Source organism: Stenotrophomonas sp. HMSC10F07 (genome assembly GCF_001807895.1).
Lineage (GTDB): Bacteria > Pseudomonadota > Gammaproteobacteria > Xanthomonadales > Xanthomonadaceae > Stenotrophomonas > Stenotrophomonas sepilia.
This window is the reverse complement of sequence record NZ_KV791405.1, coordinates 2,961-19,480: the sequence shown is the minus strand read 5'-3', so window position 1 is coordinate 19,480 and position 16,520 is coordinate 2,961. Positions and strand designations below refer to the sequence as shown.

Here is a 16,520-nt window from a genome sequence, read left to right as displayed (position 1 = left end):
GTAGCGCCGGGCCATGCCCGGCGAGCGCAGCGGCACACCTGAAGAGGGAAGGCGCCGGGCATGGCCCGGCGCTACCAGCGGAACATCAACCGCAGCTGGCGCGCTCGATCCGGTTCTGCGCATCCACCTGCACCGTCACGCGGTCCTGGCGGAAGTCCATGGTCACCGCCATGCCCGGCTTGACCACCCGTGCACCGCGCGCGCCGCTGGCGGCCACCAGCTTCTTGATGGTGGCTTCGTCAGCCGTCTTGCCGGTGAAGGCCTCGAGCGCCTCCGGCTTGCATTCGTGCGCGGCGTCGGCCACGGGCGCCGGCGTGGGATCGGGGGCGGTGCTGCCGCCGGCGTGACTGCAGGCGGCCAGTGGCAGAATGGCAAGCAGGGCAAGCGGATTGAGGCGCATCGTCGGGCTCCAGGCGTGGATGGTGGTGGCAGTGTCACCGCTGCCACCGTCAGGGCATGTCAACGCGGCCCCGTGTGTCATTACCGGCCGACCAGCGCCAGTGTCTCGCGCTCGCGCTGTTCCTCGCGCACCAGCCGCTGCAGCAGCAGGGCCAGGGTCACCACGTCCTGGTGGTTGTGGTCGGCCACCCGGCGCAGGTTCACCGCATCGCCGCCGCGCAGGAAGCGCAGCCATGCACCGGGTGCTTCCGAGCCGGGCAGGTCGTCCTCGCGCACCACGCGCAGCAGCTGGCGTTCGATGGTGGACAGCTTGCAGTTCTCCCAGCTGCCGCGATAGCGACGGCGCGTGGGGTAGAGCAGGTCGACATGGTCCAGTGCGGTGATCGGGTCCGGCTGCCGGGCCAGCCGGTAGCGCGCCTTCAGCAGCGGCGCATCGTAGCTGCGGCCGTTGTAGCTGCAGAACACGGTGGACGGTTGCAGCCAGCGGGCAAAGGTGGCCAGCATCGCGTCCTCGGCGGACATGGTGGCCATCAGCAACTGGCGGATGCGCAGGCCCTCGCCACGCTGCGGGCACACATGCCAATCGGCCGCGCCGATCATGAAGGCACGGGTGCCAGTGCCGCCGGCCAGGCCGGTGGTCTCGGTGTCGAAGAACAGCAGATCGCGTGCAGCCACGTGCTGGTCTTCGCGCTTGGCGAAGGCCAGCGACAGCGGGGCAGTTGGGATCGGCTGAGGTTGCAGCGATTCGATCAGGAACAGACCCGGCGCGATTTCCTCGCCCGGCAGCTGGCGATCCTGTGCGCTGGCACGTGCCGGCGTGGCGCCGCTCCGCGAGCGCATGCCGAGCAGGCGATGCAGGCTGCCCACTTCCGGCCGCCGCAGTTGGGCCGGTGTGTGTGCCGATGTGGCCGCCGCAGCACCTGTGGGCTTGTGGCGGATCTCCTGCTCGACCCAGGCGAACACCGAACGCTCGGCCGGTGGTTGCTGCGCATCGTTGGCGGCCGGTGGTGCCGGTGGCGCAGGGGCAACGTCCGACGCCGCCGGCGTGGCCGCTTTAGGGTCGCCGGCCTGCTTCCGCAGCAGGCGCAGCTTGTCCAGGCTCAGGCTCACGGTGCCAGCAGCTCCATCGGGTCGCGTGCGGACGCCACCACGTCGGGCACGTGCCGGCAGGCCTCGGCGTCGAACAGGTCGAGCACGCGCAATGCCAGCGCGCGTGGCGAGGTTTCATCCTCTTCCTGTGCAGCCAGCACCGGGCCCACGCAGGCCGGGCAGCCGGCCTTGCAGTCGCAGCGTTGCACCAGTTCACGCGCGCGCTGCACCAGCTCCGCCTGACGCTGCCACAACGGCTCGCTGAGGCCAACGCCACCGGGGAAGTTGTCATACAGATACACAGTGGGCACGAATTCCTGCAGCAGTTCGACCACGCCAGGATCACCCTCGCTGCCGCGCAACTGGCCACGGCCGCTCTGGTCGGCGATCGCAAACCAGGAACCATCGCCGTTGCCGACCGACTTCTGCAGGTCGCGCGCATCGGCCATCACCGCCACGGTGGCGACGATGTGCAGCGCATACGCCGCACCGAGGAAGCCATCGAGCGCATCCTGCCTGCTGGCGAAGGCGCGCAGCAGCAGTGCCTGCGGCAGCTGCCACCACACTGCGGTGGTGTGCAGTTCCTGGTCGGGCAGGTTCACCGGACCGTAGCCGATGTTTTCATGGGTGTAGTAGCGGATCTTCTTGTAGCCGGCCACGCGCCGCACCACGTGCACTTCGCCATGGTGCGAATCACCGCGCCCGGCCACGCCACCATCGAAGCGGTCCAGCACCTTGAGCTTGGTGAAGTCGATGCTGTCGGTGTAGTAATCCACATGCGTGCGGGTGACGTAGGCCTTGCGGCCCTCCCAGTCGAGCGTCTCCACCTGGTAGGGCGTGGACTGCACCATGTGGATGGCGCCTTCATACAGCGTGAGCGCAGCGGCGGAGTAATCGACCTCGGCGATGATCTGCTGGCGGCCGTCGCTGCGGTCGACCACCACGAAGTTGCCATCGGCCACCGCGCGCAGGCTGACCGCGTTGGCCGGATAACTGTCGGCGATCCATTCCCAGCGCTCGCCTTCGCGGTGGATGACTTCGGTTTCGGCCAGCGCTTCCAGGAACACTTCCGGGTCGATCGGGCCGAAGCCATCGCCGACCCGGAACGGCAGTTCAAAGGCCGCGCAGCGAATGTGGTCGAACAGGATCAGCGGCTGGTCTGGCGCAATGCGCGCATGTTCGGGCGAGGCTTCGGCGAAGAAGTCCGGGTGCCGCACCACGTACTGGTCCAGCGGCTGCGAACTGGCCACCATCACACCGAGTGCGGGTTGCTGGCGGCGACCGGCACGGCCGAAACGCTGCCAGGTGGCGGCCACGCTGCCGGGGTAGCCATTGAGGATGACCACGTCCAGGCTGCCGATGTCCACGCCCAGTTCCAGCGCCGAGGTGCTGACGATGCCATCGATGTTGCCGGCGCGCATCGCACGCTCGGTCTCGCGGCGTTCGGTCGGCAGATAACCGCCGCGGTAGGCGCGGATGCGGTGCGGCTTGCGCGGGTCGTGGTCGAAGATGTCCTTCAGGTACTTGGTCAGCACCTCGACCATCAACCGGGTCTGCGCGAACACCAGGGTCTTCAGCCCGGACTTGATCGCGATGCGGGCGATGCGGTTGCTCTGCGAGCGCGCCGAGGCACGCAGGCCCAGGTCGGGGTTGATCACCGGCGGGTTCCACAGCAGCACCTGCTTCGGCCCGGTGGGCGCACCGGATTCAGTGATGGCAGTCACCGGGGCCTCGATCAGCGCTTCCGCATGCGCCTGCGGGTTGCCGATGGTGGCCGAGCACAGGATGAACTGCGGTTGCACGCCGTAGAACGCGCAGATGCGCTTGAGCCGGCGCAGCACGTTGGTGACGTGGCTGCCGAACACGCCGCGATAGGTGTGCACCTCGTCGATGACGATGTAGCGCAGGTTCTCGAAGAACTGTGCCCACTTGGTGTGGTGCGGCAGGATGGCCTGGTGCAGCATGTCCGGGTTGGACACCACGATGTCGCCATGCAGGCGGATCGCCTGCCGCGCATCGCCGGGGGTGTCGCCGTCGAAGGTGAAGGCCTTGACGCCGAGATCGCCGGCACGATTGAGTTCCAGCAGCTCGGCCACCTGGTCCTGGGCCAGTGCTTTGGTCGGGAACAGGTACAGCGCCTTGGCCTTGTCCTGCATGGCCGCGCTGACCACCGGCAGGGTGTAGCACAGCGACTTGCCGCTGGCGGTGGGGGTGACGATGGCCACGTGCTCGCCGCGCTGGCTGGCCTCCCAGGCTTCGGCCTGGTGGCTGTAGAGCTGCTCGATGCCGCGTGCCTTCAGTGCAGCGGCCAGCGCCGGTGGTACCGAGTCGGGAACGGGCGCGTAGCGGCCTTCACGGCCGGGAATGGCGAAGCTGCCGGTGATGCGGTCCTGGTAGCGGCGCTGCAGGCGCGCGCTGAGCAGGGCGCCGTCGCGGGCGGGCAGGCCATCGCGGGTGGCGAGCTTCTGCTCGGCATCGGCGGTGCGCTTGGCGAGTTCGTAGGCCATGGAAGAGGGAGGGAGCCGGGACGGATTGCGAGGGGTCACATGGCACCACATCCGTGTCTCAGGATGTGAGACACCAGCATGGGAACGAGTGAACCGTTCAGTGCCACGGGGCGGGACGCTGCGCGATGTCCGCGTCAAGCGCGCGGCGGCGGAGCAGGAACTGCACGGTGCAGACCACGATCTGCACCGCGTGCCAGCCCGATGCCAGCACTGCGAGCACCCCCCAGCCATAGGCAGCCGCCCATGCAGGATCCGGACGGAGCGGTGGCATTCCGCCAGTGCCGAACACCAGCACGCACAGGAGCAGGCCCAGCCATGCCAGATGCCACGACCCTCCTGTGGGCGGATAGCGCCGTCGGTCGCTGGCGAGGCACCATGCTGTCCCTGCGCCCAACACCCATCCATCACAGGCGCGCACTTCCAGCACCATCGAGCGCCCGCGGGAGAATGCCGCAGCGTGCTCCCATTCCGCTGGAAGCTGCACACGCCGGTCATTGCCGAGCAACCACACCCGGGATGTCTGGGCAGTGCGTTGGTAGGCGCGCAGGCGTCCGCGAACCTGCAGCACGCGCTGAGCTGTCGCGGGGCTGTTGCGGCGAGGGAGTGCCAGCCAGGCCGCCAGCCCGGCGATGGCGAGCAACGGCATGGCCAGCAGCCCCGGGGCGCCAGCGGCGGCCCACAACGCCAGTGCGGCAACCACCAGCGGGGAAGGGCGCAGGCCGGGTCCCCGTCGCATCGAAACTTCTTCGGGGGTCTCCAGGCGCTCGCCACAGACGCGGCTGGTGGCTGCATCCGGCCGTGCAGCAGCGATAGTGAAGCCATTGAGACGCACCACCATGGCCACGTTCTCACCCAGTACGACTTCAGCTTCATTGCCTTCCGAGACGTAGGGCCATGCCTGTCTTGGCACCAGCACGGGAATGCCACCCAGAAAGCAGTCACCGATCGGGAAGCTGTTACGCCACGCCCCACCGGTGAAGGCGCCATGCAGCCGCTTCACCTGGTCGTCGTGGTCGCAGCCGGTCAACGCGCGCACTGGTGCCAGTGCCCTGTGTTCGTCCGCGTCCAGCGTCCGCAGCGTGCTGCCCCGGCGCAGCGAGGCGATGCCGGCGCGGACACGTGACGTCCATTCGACTGCGCCCGCGATGACCATCAGGCACACGACCGCCAGACCAACCAGTACTGCTGCGCGCGACATCAGCAGGCGACCTGCCGGCGCGGCAGGCGTGTGGAGGGAGCTGTCATCAGCGTGGGTCTTGACGGGAAACCCGCAGGATGCCGTCCGCATCCCACGGGGGGAATGAAGCTCATTGCAAACTTCAGTGTCCGGGCCGCGCAACGATGATGCGCGACACAGCCTGAATGCCCCCGCCGTTGCCAACGAAATCTGAAGCCGGCATCCGTATGCTTGGGCGCTGGACGCAACCAACAGGGTGGATGGCTGTGGCACGACGTGGAACGCAGGGAGCACTCCTGGCCGGCATGCTGCTGGCCGGCATCGCACAGGCGCAGCAGGCCGCGCCGGTGGCGGTGCCCGATCCTGCACCCGTTCCCCCTGCAGATGCGCCGCCCGCCCCCACCGCACCGATCTCCACCACCTTGCCGCAGGACAACGTCACCACCCTCGGCGAAGTGCGTGCGCTCAAGCCCGATGACGAGCCGCTGGACCTGTACCGCTTCAAGAACCCGGTGAAGTTCGGCGATAACCGTTTCAGCCGCGACTGGAGCGAACCGCCATCGCCGGAGCAGGTCAGCATGGGCGGTGGCTACATCATGATGGGCGTGGTCAAGGGTGTGCTGGCGGCAGCCAAAGGCATCAACAAACTCACCGGCGGTCCCGACCAGATCCAGGCGGCCGTGGCGCGGCCACCCCCAGAGCTCAGTGCCGAACAGCAGCAGCGCGCGCTGCGGTTCTCACAGGAGCAGGATGCCGGCGACACAGCGCCAGTGAAGTAGGCCGGTATATCCTGCGGGTTCCCCCACCAGTAATGCTGTCATGTCCCTGCGTTCATTCTGCCTGCTGGCCGCGTTGCTGCCGGCCTCCGCCTTCGCGTCCGGTATCGCCGATGGCGGCGCCTGCCGCAATGGCGCGTTCCCCTCCCAACAGAGCCGGTTCGCGCTGGCGCGGGTGGTTGATGCACCGCGCCTGTACCTGCTCGGCGACATGGAGGGCTGCCCCGCCAAGGGCGAACCGGCCTGCCGCCAGCGCAGCTATGTGGTCAACGGCGATACGGTGGTGACCGGTCGCGACCTGGGCCGTTACCGCTGCGCGTTCTTCCCGAACAAGGTGGGCGGCAGCGCCGGCTGGGTCGACCGCAGCAAGCTGCAGCCGTTGCCGGCGGCCGTGCCCACGCTGCAGGACTGGACGGGCCACTGGAAAGATGGCGACAACGGCCTGCGCATCACCGTGCAGGGTGGGCAACTGCACGTGGATGGCGACGCTTACTGGCCCTCCGCCAACCCCACGCCGGAACAGCGCCCGTATGGGCCGAACCTGGGCCAGGTGGAAGCGCGTGCCACACCGCAGGGTGCCGATGTCGAGTTCGCCGAGGATACGTGCCGGGTGCGTGTGCACTCGCTGGGTGAGGTGCTGATCGTGGCCGACAACAGCGAATGCGGTGGCATGAACGTGCGCTTCAATGGTGTGTATCGGCGCGCGGGGAAACGTTGAAGGACGCATGAGGGTGGGGCTGGTAGATCCACGCCATGCGTGGATGCCGTTCGCGATCCGATCGGTGGGGTCAGAACCCTTTCGCTGGCGAAAGGGTTCTGACCCCAGGATCAGCGCCGTCGCTCCAGCCACCACAGCAGCGATGCGCACAGCACGAACGCCAGCCACCACGGCCAGCGCGATCCCGGCACGGGTTGCATCAGCGACGCGGTTGCCGGGGAGCTGCCCGCCAGCGCCTGCGTGGTTGCATCGATCATTGCCTGCTGATGCAGCGCGGGCGCGTCCTTCGGGTCGAATGCATAGCGCCAGAGGGTAGCGTCGCCGTGCTGCAGGCGCTGCCAGCCCGCCTCGCGCGGCCACCAGCCCGCGCAGCGCAGGACTGACGTCGCGCCATCGACGATCAGCGGCGTGCCTTCGCCGCGTGCGTTGAAGACCTGCAGCGGCGCCTGCACGCCGCATAGCGCCTGCCGTTCGCCCGCCCAGCTGATCGGCTGTGGCGACCACAACGCCTCAGCGCTGCCCTGCGCCCGCGCCAGCGTGGCAATCACGCCGCTCCACAGTTCGCCGTGGCGGTCATCGCGGCCGGCAAGTACCCAGCGCCAGCTGTCGGTGATGGGCAGCAGGCCGATGCGGCCTTTGCCGGTAGCGCGCCAGCCACCGACAGCCTTGCCGGTGCGATCGTGCAGCAGCGCGTTGCTGCCAGGTACCTGCAGCGCCAGTGCTTCCAGTGTGGGCAGCGCGGCGTCGTGCGAACTGCGGTCTGCCTCTTCGCCGTAGCCGGTCGGCAGCGTACCCGCGGCGAGCGGGCCACGTCGTGCGGCGAGGACCGCGCTCTCGCCGTCGCCGGGAAGTTCGAGGACCTGGCTGCTGCCATCACCCCGCAGCGGCAGGCCCAGGTCGTGCAGGCGTTGGCGCGCGCTGGCCGAAGGGGCGCCCGCACTGCGTACCAGCACGCCCAGTCCTTCGCGCAGCGCCTGCCGCACAGCGGCCAGCTGGGCGGCATTCAATGCCGCCAGGCTGCGCTCGTCCAGCAGCAGCAGATCGCTGCGCGCCAGCGACGCCGCGTCCAGCGGCAAGGCCCCGTCGCCAACGCTCAGGCCGGCACCGGTATCGGCCTGCACCTGCACGCGGATGCCGGCATCGGCTGCCCAGCGGCGCAGGTACTTCAGTTCGGGGCCCGGCGCGCTGGCACGCACCTGCAGGCGCAACGGCGCCGCCGGCAGGGTCTGCTGCGGCACCGGTGCGCTGTCCACCACATGGCCGTCGGCATCGAGCAGGCGCAGCTGGAATACGCTGCGGCCTTCGGCGCGGGTGATGCCACTCAACTGAACGTGGCCGTCTTCGGCAACATCCGCGCGATCGACCACGCTGCCGGCCGGGTCGAGCAGTTCCGCCTTTGCCCTGGCAACGCCACGCGCCTGTGCCTGTACCTCGAAGCGTGCGCCGGGCGCGGCGTCGGCCGGTGGCTGCAAGGCGACCCAGCCGCGCGGCGTCGCTGTCGGCTGCCAACGTACGTCGCGTGGCAGTACTGCGTCGCGGTCACGCGCGACCAGGCCGGCACCAACCAGCGTCAGCGTGGAGGCCGGATGCTGCCGCAGCGCGGTGGCCAGGTCGGGTACGCGCTTTGCGCCGGGCACATCGGCAGCTTCCGGCAACAGCCACAGCGGACCTTCGCTGGCCGGGAACGCGCCGGCCCTGCTGGCATCGATTCCGAGCACAACCAGCCCGCCTGCGGGTTGCTGGCGGGTGGGCGGCACCAGGCAGAAATACAGCAGCGTGGCGACGATGACCTGCAGCCCGATCACCTCCCAGCGGCGGCCACGGTGCGTGGTGTTGTTGCGCGACTGGCGAACGCTGGCGATCGCCACGATCACAGCGAGTGCCAGGGCGATCCACAGGCTCAGGCCGGAGGGGTTCATGGCTGCGCCTCCAGCGCGTCCAGGTAGCGCTGGCCCATCGCATCGGCGGCACCGCGCCGCATCGCCTGCGGCAGTGGACGCTGCAGCGCCCGCCACAACTGAGCGCGCAGGCGCTGGCGGCAGTCGCGGCAACCGGGCTCGATGCGCAGCTGCTCGATGGCGGCAGCCAGATCCAGCGCATCGGGCAGGTAGGCGGCATTGCGCTGCTGCCAGGCAGCGAGTGCATCGAGGTCGGGCACGCTGGTGTCATCACCGAGGCGCTGCCAGGCTTCAACGATGGCCCGGTCGGGCGGGGTTCGGGCGGCCAACGGCAGTTCACGACTGGCCAGTCCGGCGCGATCACCGCCGAGGCGACGGCCTTCATCGATCGGTGGCAGCTCTGGCCCGACCCGGGCCAGATAGATGCGTTCGGCCTGCTGCACCTGCTTGATGAAACCCAGCGCCTTGTAGGCAAACGGCAACGCCTGCTCTGGCCGGCCCTGGCGCAGCTCGCCTTCGGCCGACCACATCTGGTCCAGCGCGGCCTTCAGCGTGGCCCGGGTCTGCGGGTCGAGCAGGGTCGCGGCCTCGGCATGGTCATGGGTGTGGCCGTATTCGGAGAGCACATCGGTGGCGCTGCCGAACACCGGTGGCGAATCGGCATTGGACGCCTTGCCGCCGTGATCGTGGCCATGCTCATCGTGTGCCCCGGCCTCGGTGCCATGGTCGTGCTCGTGCTCGTCGTCGTGGCTGCCTGCAGCTGGCGCATCGCTGGTGGGCAGGTCGCTGGTCGGCGGCGGCTTCGGTGCGCCTTCGCTTTCCTCACCCAGGAACTGGCCGTAGCGCAGGCGCAGGATGCGCTGGTCGACACCGATCGCATCGCTGCGCTTCACGAAGTCCTCGGCGGCGAGGCTGCGTCGCTGCCGGATCAGCGCTTCGGCATCGATGATGATCTGCCGCTGGCTGCGGAAGTAGGCCGGCAGCGTCTTCTTGATGCGGCCTTCCAGTTCGGCACCGAGTGCAACCTCGGCGCTGGGCAGGCGCAGGATCACGCTGCTGCTGCGCCCGGCCTGCGGTGTTGGCGCGTGGTTGTCGCGTACTTCCAGCTGGGCGATGACATCGCTGCCGGGCTGCGCGCCCAGCGCAGCCAGGTCGAGGGTGTACGCGAAACGCCGTGCAGTCGCTTCGCCGCTGCCGGTGAGGCCGACACTGCGGCGAACGAAGGTGATGTTCTCGCCGCTGCCCTGGGTAATGGTGATCGACAGCGTTGCCTGCGTGGCCACGGCGTAGTCATCGCTGGCTTCGAAGCGCAACGACCACTGGCGTTGCCCGGGCGTGCCCAGCACCAGGGTCGCGGCGGGCTCCAGCACGCGCACGCTGGGCGCACGATCAGCGACCACATCCAGGCGATGCAGGTGGGTTTGGGCCAGTGCAGGTTCGCTCACCACGCGGTACAGCACAGGCACGCGCGCCACATCCTGCGCCAGCCACTGCCCATCCTGCTCGCTCAGCGGCAGCCGGCGGCCGTCGTGGAACTGCAGCCATGCCTTGTCCGGCGCGCGATCGAAGCGCAACGACCACGACAGCCTGCTGTCCGCGGCGACCTTGGCATCCAACGCGTTCTGGGTGCGCGTGGCCTGGCCGGTATAGGCCGGTGCGTCGATCCGCAGGCGGGTGGACTGAAGGTGCAGCGGGCCGGCGGCAGCCGTGCTGACAGGCGCCGATGTGCGGGCCGGCGCGGAGCCGGGGCCGGAACGTGGCCAGCCGAATGCCAGCACAGTGATCGCCAGGCCTGCGACCCAGCTCAGGGCCAACGCCCTGCGCGGCCATCGCGGACGCAGGTCCGGTGTCGCGCGCTCCAGCGTGGCCAGCACATGCGCGCGCTGGCGCTGCTGCAGCGGATTGAGCGTTGCCATATCGGCGAACAGCAGGTCGGCACTGTCCTCGCTGGCACCGCCGGCATCGAGCTGACGCTGCACCCACTGTGGGTCCAGCTGGCGGGCACGTGCCGTGGCGAGCGCTGCGCAGGCGAGCACGCTGACCGTGCCGACCACGCAGGCGATATCGAAGCCCGCCAGGCGCAGCGCCAGCGTCGTCGCGGCCAGCGCCCACGGCAGGCCCAGCAGCAGGGTAACGAGTGCACGGCGACGGCGTGCGCGTTGCCAGGCGTACTGCAGGGTGTTCATGCGGCCCCCCTGCGCCGGCGACTGCTGGCCACCCAGCGCTCCAGCGCGAACAGCACCACGATGACCAGCAGCAACCACGTGGTTGGCTCACGCGCTGGGGGCGCTATGGCGGGCAGTGCGGCCCGGCGTGGTGCCTGGTCCTGTGCATCGCCGAGGCGCGGTGACGCTGGCGGTTGCAGGGCCAGCAGCAGGGCACGCGGCAACTGCGGGTCGCGCAGCGCAGCGTTGCCTGAGGCATCCCAGTCGCCGGGTAGTGACAGCAGGACGCCGTGGCCGATGCGCTGCTGCCACAGCAGTGGTGTGCCGTCGGCGTTGCGCAGCAGGATGCCGGCGCCGCGAGCAGGATTGCCGGCGCTCACTGCACGACCGCCGTCGCGCAGCCACGCCTGCCAGCTCGCCGGCAGTGCATCGCTGCGGCTCCATACGCCGATCTCGCCGCGTTCGGGCAGGGCATCGGCCGACAGAGGAGCGAGCGGCGCCTGCATGCCCCACGCGCGCTGCAGTGCGTTCACCCAGTGCTGGGCGGCGGCCGGCGCATCGCTGTGCACGCGCAGACGCGGCATCGTCGCGGCACTCGGTTGCGGAGTGGCCGGTATCGGTTGCGGCCGCCACTGCACTTCGCGCGACAGCTGCAGGCGGGCGCCATCCAGACCGGGCAGGGGATCGGGAACGTGCACGGTCAACGCGGTGCCGGCGGGCAGCTGTGCATCCAGCTCACGCAACAGGCTGGGCAGCGATGCGCTGGATGCCGGCGTTGCCTGATCGATGCTGGGGAAGCCGGGCGCCAGCCAGTGCCAGTTGCCCGCTTCGGCGGTGCCGCGCAGTGCGGTCGCGTCCAGTCCGGGAGCCACTACCGTCCAGGCAGTGGGGACCGGGGCAGGGCCGACCAACGCAGGGCGCGCCAGCAGCATGGCCAATGCAGCCAGCAGCAACAGGCGCACCAGCAGCAACGGCCAGTCATCGAAACGGATGCGCTGGCGCGGGCGGATCTGTGCACGCAGCCAGCGCAGCGCGGCGAAATCCAGCGGCGTGTACGGATGGCGCCGGGCCAGATGGATCAGCAGCGGCAGCAACCACGCAGCGAGCGCGGCCAGGCCCAACGGGAACAGCAGGGTCATGCACCGCCCCCACGACCGAACAGCACCTGCAGTGGATGATCCAGCGGCTGGTCGAGCCAGCCGGTGGCACTGGCGATGCCGCTGGCCTGCAGGCGCGACTGCAATGCGTTGCGTGCGTCGGCGAAGCGCTGCAGGTAATCGGCGCGGATCGCCGCGCCATCGCCCAGCAGTTCCTCGCCCGTTTCCGGATCGCGGAAGCGATGGCCGGCGTCGAACGGGAAATCGCGCTCGTCGGCGGTGAGGATCTGCAGCAGTGCCACTTCACGGCGTGCGCTGGCCAGTTGCTCCAGCAGCACGATGCAGGCCGCGTCGAAGCCATCACCAATCGCCAGCAGCAGGTCGCCCGGACGCACACGCTCCCACAGCGGGCGCAGGCGATCGGCCACGGGCCAGGCGCCGCGTGCCTGAAGGGCATGCAGTTGCAGATGCACGCGGTCACGCTGGCGTGCGCCGTTCGCTGCGGGCACCAACTGCAGTCCATCGCCATTGATCGCCAGCAGGCCGAAACGGTCGCCCTGCTGCAGCGCCAGTTCCACCACGCAGGCGGCCACGCCGCGCATGTGATCCAGGCGCGTGCGCTGCGGTGCCGCGCGATCGGCCTGGCCGGCCGAGGCGGTGGCATCGAGCAACAGCCAGACCGTGATCGGGCTTTCGCGTTCGGATTCGCGCACGAAGAAGCGGTCCGAACGCGCGTACAGCTTCCAGTCGATCTGGCGCAGCTCGTCGCCCGGTTCGTAGGCCCGGTACTGGGCGAACTCGAGGCCGGCACCGCGGCTGCGGCTGGCGTGCTGGCCGATGCCACTGGCGCCGCTGGCCAGGCGCGGCCGCAGCCGCAGCAGGCGCAGGCGCGCACGCAGTTCCGGAGGCAAGGTCAGCGGGGTACCGGCGTTCACGCGTGGCTCAACCCGGGAACGGCACGGCCTGCAGCAGGGCGGCGACCACGTCGTCGGCACGCTTCTGCTCGGCCTCGGCGGCGAACGACAGCAGCAGGCGATGGCGCATCACCGGTGCGGCCAGTGCCTGCACGTCCTCGCGGGTGGCGGCGAAGCGGCCCTGCAGCAGTGCGCGCGCTTTTGCCGCGAGCACCAGCGACTGGCCGGCGCGCGGACCGGCGCCCCACTTCACCCATTGGTTGATCGCCGCCGGGGCGCCTTCGCCTGGCCGGCTGGCGCGCACCAGGCGGGTGATCCAGGCCAGCACGTCGGGGCTGACATGCACCTGCCGCACAGCCGCCTGCAGGGCGATCACCGCCTCGGCATCCATCACTTTCGGCACCGCGTCGGTGGCACCGCCGGTGGTCTGTTCCAGGATCCGCCGCTCCTCGTCTTCGCTGGGGTAATCCACCAGCACGTGCAGCAGGAAGCGGTCCAGCTGTGCTTCTGGCAGCGGGTACGTGCCGGCCTGCTCGATCGGGTTCTGCGTGGCCAGCACGAAGAACGGCGCGGGCAGCGCGTAGGTGGTTCCGGCGTAGCTGACGGTGCGTTCCTGCATTGCCTCCAGCAGTGCGGCCTGGGTCTTGGGCGGGGTGCGGTTGAGTTCGTCGGCCAGCAGCAGGTGGGTGAAGATCGGGCCCTGCTGGAAGCGGAAATGGCGATGGCCGGTGCCATGGTCTTCCTCCAGCAGCTCGGTGCCGAGGATGTCACTGGGCATCAGGTCGGGGGTGAACTGCACGCGCCGGAACTGCAGTTCCAATGCCTGGCCGAGCGAGCGTACCAGCAGGGTCTTGCCGAGCCCGGGCGCACCTTCCAGCAGGCAGTGGCCGCCGGCCAGCAGGCCGATCAGCAGCTGCTCGACCACGGTGTGCTGGCCCACTACCGCGCGTGCGAGCGCGACGCGCAGTTCATCCAGGCGCGGCAGCAGGGAATCGAGGTCGGAGGAATTCATGGGCGTGCAGGTCCTGTCAATTGTTCAACGCGTACATCACGATGTTGACGCCAAAGCGGGTGTTGTCTTCGGCCAGGAAGCGCTTGTTGCGCCAGTCGTAGTCCCACTCGCAGCCATAGTCCTTGTTGCTGTAGAGCAGGCCCAGCCGACCATCGACCTCGATGCCCTTCAGATAGTCGTGCACCAGGTCGTCGCCCCAGCCGTTGAGTTCGAAGCTGGTGGCGGGCGGACCGTCCGGGAAGCGGAAGAAACTGCGGTACAGCGCGTGGCTGTTGGGCAGTTTCTGCAATGCCTTCGGACCGAACAGGCGGCCCATCTGTGCCTCGAACGAGGTGGCGAACAGCCCGTCGATGTCATGGTTGCAGTCGTCGACGAAGACGAAGCCGCCATTGCGCACGTAGCGCACGAAGTTCTGCCGTTCGGCAGCGTTGAACTCCACCATCGTGTGCCCGGCCAGGTAGCAGAACGGCGCTTCCAGCATGCGCGGGTCGGCCAGGGCCACCACGTGTTCCTGCGGGTCCACGCGCAGCGATGTGTAGTCGATCAGCGAGGTGATCAGGTTGGATGGCATGCGCGCGTCCACGTCCCAGTCACCGGAGTCGTACTGCAGGCGGGTGAACCAGAAGTCGTAGCGCGAACTGCGCGGGCCTGCCTGTGCCCAGGCCGGCAGCGCCGCCGCCGAAGCGGCAGCGGCCAACCAGCGCAGGCAGGCCCGGCGATCCATCAGACCGCGTCGGACAGCGAGGTGAAGGTGAAATCGCGCAGCTTCATCGGCGGGATCATCATCACGTAGCTGGATTCATCACCGGCCACACGCACCGGCTTGCCCAGCTCTTCGATGTTGTTGAGCATGATCACCGGCGACTCGTTGAAGCGGAAGTTCTTCACCGGATGCTTGATCTGGCCGTTCTCGATGTAGAAGGTGCCGTCGCGGGTCAGGCCGGTCAGCAGCACGGTCTGCGGATCGACCATGCGGATGTACCAGGTACGCGTGACCAGGATGCCCTTCTGGGTGCCGCGCACCAGCTCGGCGGTGCTCTTGTCGCCACCGCTCATCAGCAGGTTGCCCGGCGAGGCCTTGGCGGTCTTGCCCTGCTTCTGCGCCCAGAAGCGCGAGTAGTCCAGATTGGCGATCCTGCCGTTCTCGATGATGGCCATGCGTTCGCGCGGCAGCCCTTCGTTGTCCCACGGCAGCACCGGTGCATCCGGATGCCACGGGTCGGCGATCATGGTCACGCGCGGATCGTAGACCTGCTCGCCCAGCTTGTTGCCGCCGCCCTTCTTCGACAGGAAGCTGCGGCCTTCATCGGCCGAGCGTGCACTGAAGAAATTCATCATGAAGCTGATCAGGCCTGCCGCTGCGGCCGGCTCCAGGATGACCGTGTACTTGCCCGGTTCCAGTGCCTTGGCTTCGGCCGATTCGGTGGCCTTGCGCATGGCGATGCGGATGTCCTGGTCAGCCTTGAAGTCCGCCGCGTCCTTCAGGTTGCGGCCGACCCAGCCCGAACCGCGGCCATCTTCGGTGCGCACAGTGCAGGTGTAATCGAAGTTGGTGGTGCGCTGGTAAGCGAAGTTGCCGTTGCTGTTGGCGGTGGCCTGGAAGCCCTGGCCGTCCTCCAGGAAGCCGGCGGCGATCAGGCCGTGACCACGGCACGGGGCGATCGAATCGGCGGCGACCTTGGCACGGAACGCCGGATCGATGGCAGCAGTGGATTCGCTGAAGGTGGGGCTGGCGCGGTAGCTCTGCTTGCCGATGGCCGGCATGAACTCCGGGTTCTCCGGGGCCAGGCGGGCCAGGTCTTCGGCACGGCGTACCACGCGTTCCAGCGCGGCGTCGTCGAACTCGTTGATCGAGGCAGTGCCGACGCGCTTGCCGAAGGCGACGGTGACCGCCAGCTCGGTGTTGTCGACGATGCCACTGGTGGAGACATTGTTCAGCGCGAAACGGATGTTGCCGCTGATCGCGCCGGCCAGCACGGCGGTGCACTCGTCGGCCTTGGACAGGGCGATGACCTTGTCGAGGATGGCCTTGGCCTGGGCTTCGGTGAAGATACTCATGGTGTAAGGGCTCCTGACCGGTCAGCCGAGGCTGCGTGCGGTGTTGATGACGTTGATGCCGTTGAAGCGCGCGGTCGACGAACCGTGCGAGACCGCCGAGACCTGTCCCGGCTGGCCCTTGCCGTCGAAGAACGAACCGCCCAGGCGGTAGTCACGCTCGTCGGCCACGGCGGTACAGGCGTTCCAGAACTCCGGCGTGCGGATCTGGTAGGCCACGTCTTCCAGCATGCGGGTGATCTGGCCGTTCTTGATCTCGTAGAACAGCTGGCCGCCGAACTGCGCGTTGTAGCGCTGCTGGTCGATCGAGAACGAACCGTCACCGATGATGTAGATGCCGTTCTCCACGTCCTTGATCAGGTCCGGCACGCTCAGCGGCTTCTTGCCCGGCGCCATCGACACGTTGGCCATGCGCTGGAACTGCACGCTGGACCACGAGTCGGCATAGCAGCAGCCGTCGGACTCGGTCTTGCCGAGGATGTGGGCCTGGTCGCGGATGGTCTGGTAGTCCACCAGCTTGCCGTTGCTGATCAGGTCCCAGCGCTTGCACTTCACGCCTTCGTCGTCGTATGCCACTGCGCCGAGGCTGCCCGGCTGGGTCTTGTCGGCGAAGATGTTGACCAGCTCGCTGCCATACTGGAAACGCTGTTCGCGCTTGTCCAGGGTGGCGAAGCTGGTGCCGGCGTAGTTGGCTTCGTAGCCGAGCACGCGGT

The 16,520-nt window shown here is 68.7% G+C and carries 14 protein-coding genes; 2 read left to right on the top strand and 12 right to left on the bottom strand.

All coding sequences use genetic code 11. The features are described from left to right. Positions 1 to 85: 85 nt before the first annotated feature. The 4 genes from HMPREF3114_RS12470 to HMPREF3114_RS12455 form a co-directional block, all read right to left on the bottom strand. On the bottom strand, positions 86 to 400 hold the full coding sequence (locus HMPREF3114_RS12470; RefSeq protein WP_053497987.1) for an I78 family peptidase inhibitor: 315 nt from the start codon (positions 398 to 400) through the stop codon (positions 86 to 88). A gap of 80 nt (positions 401 to 480) precedes the next feature. Further along, a complete protein-coding gene (locus tag HMPREF3114_RS12465; RefSeq protein ID WP_053497985.1) occupies positions 481 to 1,509 on the bottom strand; it encodes a ribonuclease H-like domain-containing protein in 1,029 nt (342 codons plus the stop codon). After that, a complete protein-coding gene (locus tag HMPREF3114_RS12460) occupies positions 1,506 to 3,995 on the bottom strand; it encodes a DEAD/DEAH box helicase (RefSeq protein ID WP_053497983.1) in 2,490 nt (829 codons plus the stop codon). The genes HMPREF3114_RS12465 and HMPREF3114_RS12460 overlap by 4 nt, the downstream gene beginning before the upstream one ends. Before the next feature lie 97 nt (positions 3,996 to 4,092). After that, on the bottom strand, positions 4,093 to 5,193 hold the full coding sequence (locus tag HMPREF3114_RS12455; protein ID WP_053497981.1) for a hypothetical protein: 1,101 nt from the start codon (positions 5,191 to 5,193) through the stop codon (positions 4,093 to 4,095). A gap of 239 nt (positions 5,194 to 5,432) precedes the next feature. On the opposite strand from HMPREF3114_RS12455, the gene HMPREF3114_RS12450 reads away from it, so the two are divergent. After that, positions 5,433 to 5,951 (top strand): hypothetical protein, encoded by a 519-nt coding sequence (locus tag HMPREF3114_RS12450; protein WP_032954720.1) that lies wholly within the window; start codon positions 5,433 to 5,435, stop codon positions 5,949 to 5,951. A 40-nt stretch (positions 5,952 to 5,991) separates the two neighbouring features. Beyond that, on the top strand, positions 5,992 to 6,666 hold the full coding sequence (locus HMPREF3114_RS12445) for a hypothetical protein (RefSeq protein ID WP_053497980.1): 675 nt from the start codon (positions 5,992 to 5,994) through the stop codon (positions 6,664 to 6,666). A 110-nt stretch (positions 6,667 to 6,776) separates the two neighbouring features. Here HMPREF3114_RS12445 and HMPREF3114_RS12440 read toward each other — a convergent pair whose 3' ends face one another. The 8 genes from HMPREF3114_RS12440 to HMPREF3114_RS21480 all read right to left on the bottom strand — a co-directional run. Further along, positions 6,777 to 8,585 carry a hypothetical protein gene (locus tag HMPREF3114_RS12440; protein WP_053497978.1) on the bottom strand — a complete coding sequence of 603 codons (1,809 nt, stop codon included), beginning with the start codon at positions 8,583 to 8,585 and terminating at the stop codon, positions 6,777 to 6,779. Continuing rightward, positions 8,582 to 10,750, bottom strand: coding sequence for a hypothetical protein (locus HMPREF3114_RS12435; RefSeq protein WP_053497976.1), 2,169 nt, complete (start codon positions 10,748 to 10,750; stop codon positions 8,582 to 8,584). Before HMPREF3114_RS12435 ends, HMPREF3114_RS12440 begins: the two co-directional genes overlap by 4 nt. Then, positions 10,747 to 11,868 carry a BatA domain-containing protein gene (locus HMPREF3114_RS12430; RefSeq protein ID WP_053497974.1) on the bottom strand — a complete coding sequence of 374 codons (1,122 nt, stop codon included), beginning with the start codon at positions 11,866 to 11,868 and terminating at the stop codon, positions 10,747 to 10,749. Before HMPREF3114_RS12430 ends, HMPREF3114_RS12435 begins: the two co-directional genes overlap by 4 nt. Beyond that, the gene (locus tag HMPREF3114_RS12425; RefSeq protein WP_053497971.1) at positions 11,865 to 12,761 is read right to left on the bottom strand and encodes a DUF58 domain-containing protein; all 897 of its coding nucleotides are present in this window, start codon (positions 12,759 to 12,761) and stop codon (positions 11,865 to 11,867) included. Before HMPREF3114_RS12425 ends, HMPREF3114_RS12430 begins: the two co-directional genes overlap by 4 nt. Before the next feature lie 7 nt (positions 12,762 to 12,768). Next, positions 12,769 to 13,752, bottom strand: coding sequence for an AAA family ATPase (locus HMPREF3114_RS12420; protein ID WP_053497969.1), 984 nt, complete (start codon positions 13,750 to 13,752; stop codon positions 12,769 to 12,771). A 16-nt stretch (positions 13,753 to 13,768) separates the two neighbouring features. Then, the gene (locus tag HMPREF3114_RS12415; protein ID WP_053497967.1) at positions 13,769 to 14,476 is read right to left on the bottom strand and encodes a DUF4159 domain-containing protein; all 708 of its coding nucleotides are present in this window, start codon (positions 14,474 to 14,476) and stop codon (positions 13,769 to 13,771) included. Beyond that, positions 14,476 to 15,810, bottom strand: a complete 1,335-nt coding sequence (locus HMPREF3114_RS12410) for a TldD/PmbA family protein (protein ID WP_053497965.1) — start codon at positions 15,808 to 15,810, stop codon at positions 14,476 to 14,478. The genes HMPREF3114_RS12415 and HMPREF3114_RS12410 overlap by 1 nt, the downstream gene beginning before the upstream one ends. A 21-nt stretch (positions 15,811 to 15,831) precedes the next feature. Next, on the bottom strand, positions 15,832 to 16,520 hold a 689-nt coding region (locus HMPREF3114_RS21480; RefSeq protein ID WP_256337644.1), incomplete at its 5' end, for a TldD/PmbA family protein.

Bases quoted from the DNA above. Each gene is read 5' to 3' on its own strand.
- HMPREF3114_RS12470 (WP_053497987.1), bottom strand. From the start codon at position 400: ATGCGCCTCAATCCGCTTGCCCTGCTTGCCATTCTGCCACTGGCCGCC.
- HMPREF3114_RS12460 (WP_053497983.1), bottom strand. From the start codon at position 3,995: ATGGCCTACGAACTCGCCAAGCGCACCGCCGATGCCGAGCAGAAGCTC.
- HMPREF3114_RS12455 (WP_053497981.1), bottom strand. From the start codon at position 5,193: ATGTCGCGCGCAGCAGTACTGGTTGGTCTGGCGGTCGTGTGCCTGATG.
- HMPREF3114_RS12450 (WP_032954720.1), top strand. From the start codon at position 5,433: ATGGCTGTGGCACGACGTGGAACGCAGGGAGCACTCCTGGCCGGCATG.
- HMPREF3114_RS12445 (WP_053497980.1), top strand. From the start codon at position 5,992: ATGTCCCTGCGTTCATTCTGCCTGCTGGCCGCGTTGCTGCCGGCCTCC.
- HMPREF3114_RS12440 (WP_053497978.1), bottom strand. From the start codon at position 8,585: ATGAACCCCTCCGGCCTGAGCCTGTGGATCGCCCTGGCACTCGCTGTG.
- HMPREF3114_RS12435 (WP_053497976.1), bottom strand. From the start codon at position 10,750: ATGAACACCCTGCAGTACGCCTGGCAACGCGCACGCCGTCGCCGTGCA.
- HMPREF3114_RS12430 (WP_053497974.1), bottom strand. From the start codon at position 11,868: ATGACCCTGCTGTTCCCGTTGGGCCTGGCCGCGCTCGCTGCGTGGTTG.
- HMPREF3114_RS12420 (WP_053497969.1), bottom strand. From the start codon at position 13,752: ATGAATTCCTCCGACCTCGATTCCCTGCTGCCGCGCCTGGATGAACTG.
- HMPREF3114_RS12415 (WP_053497967.1), bottom strand. From the start codon at position 14,476: ATGGATCGCCGGGCCTGCCTGCGCTGGTTGGCCGCTGCCGCTTCGGCG.
- HMPREF3114_RS12410 (WP_053497965.1), bottom strand. From the start codon at position 15,810: ATGAGTATCTTCACCGAAGCCCAGGCCAAGGCCATCCTCGACAAGGTC.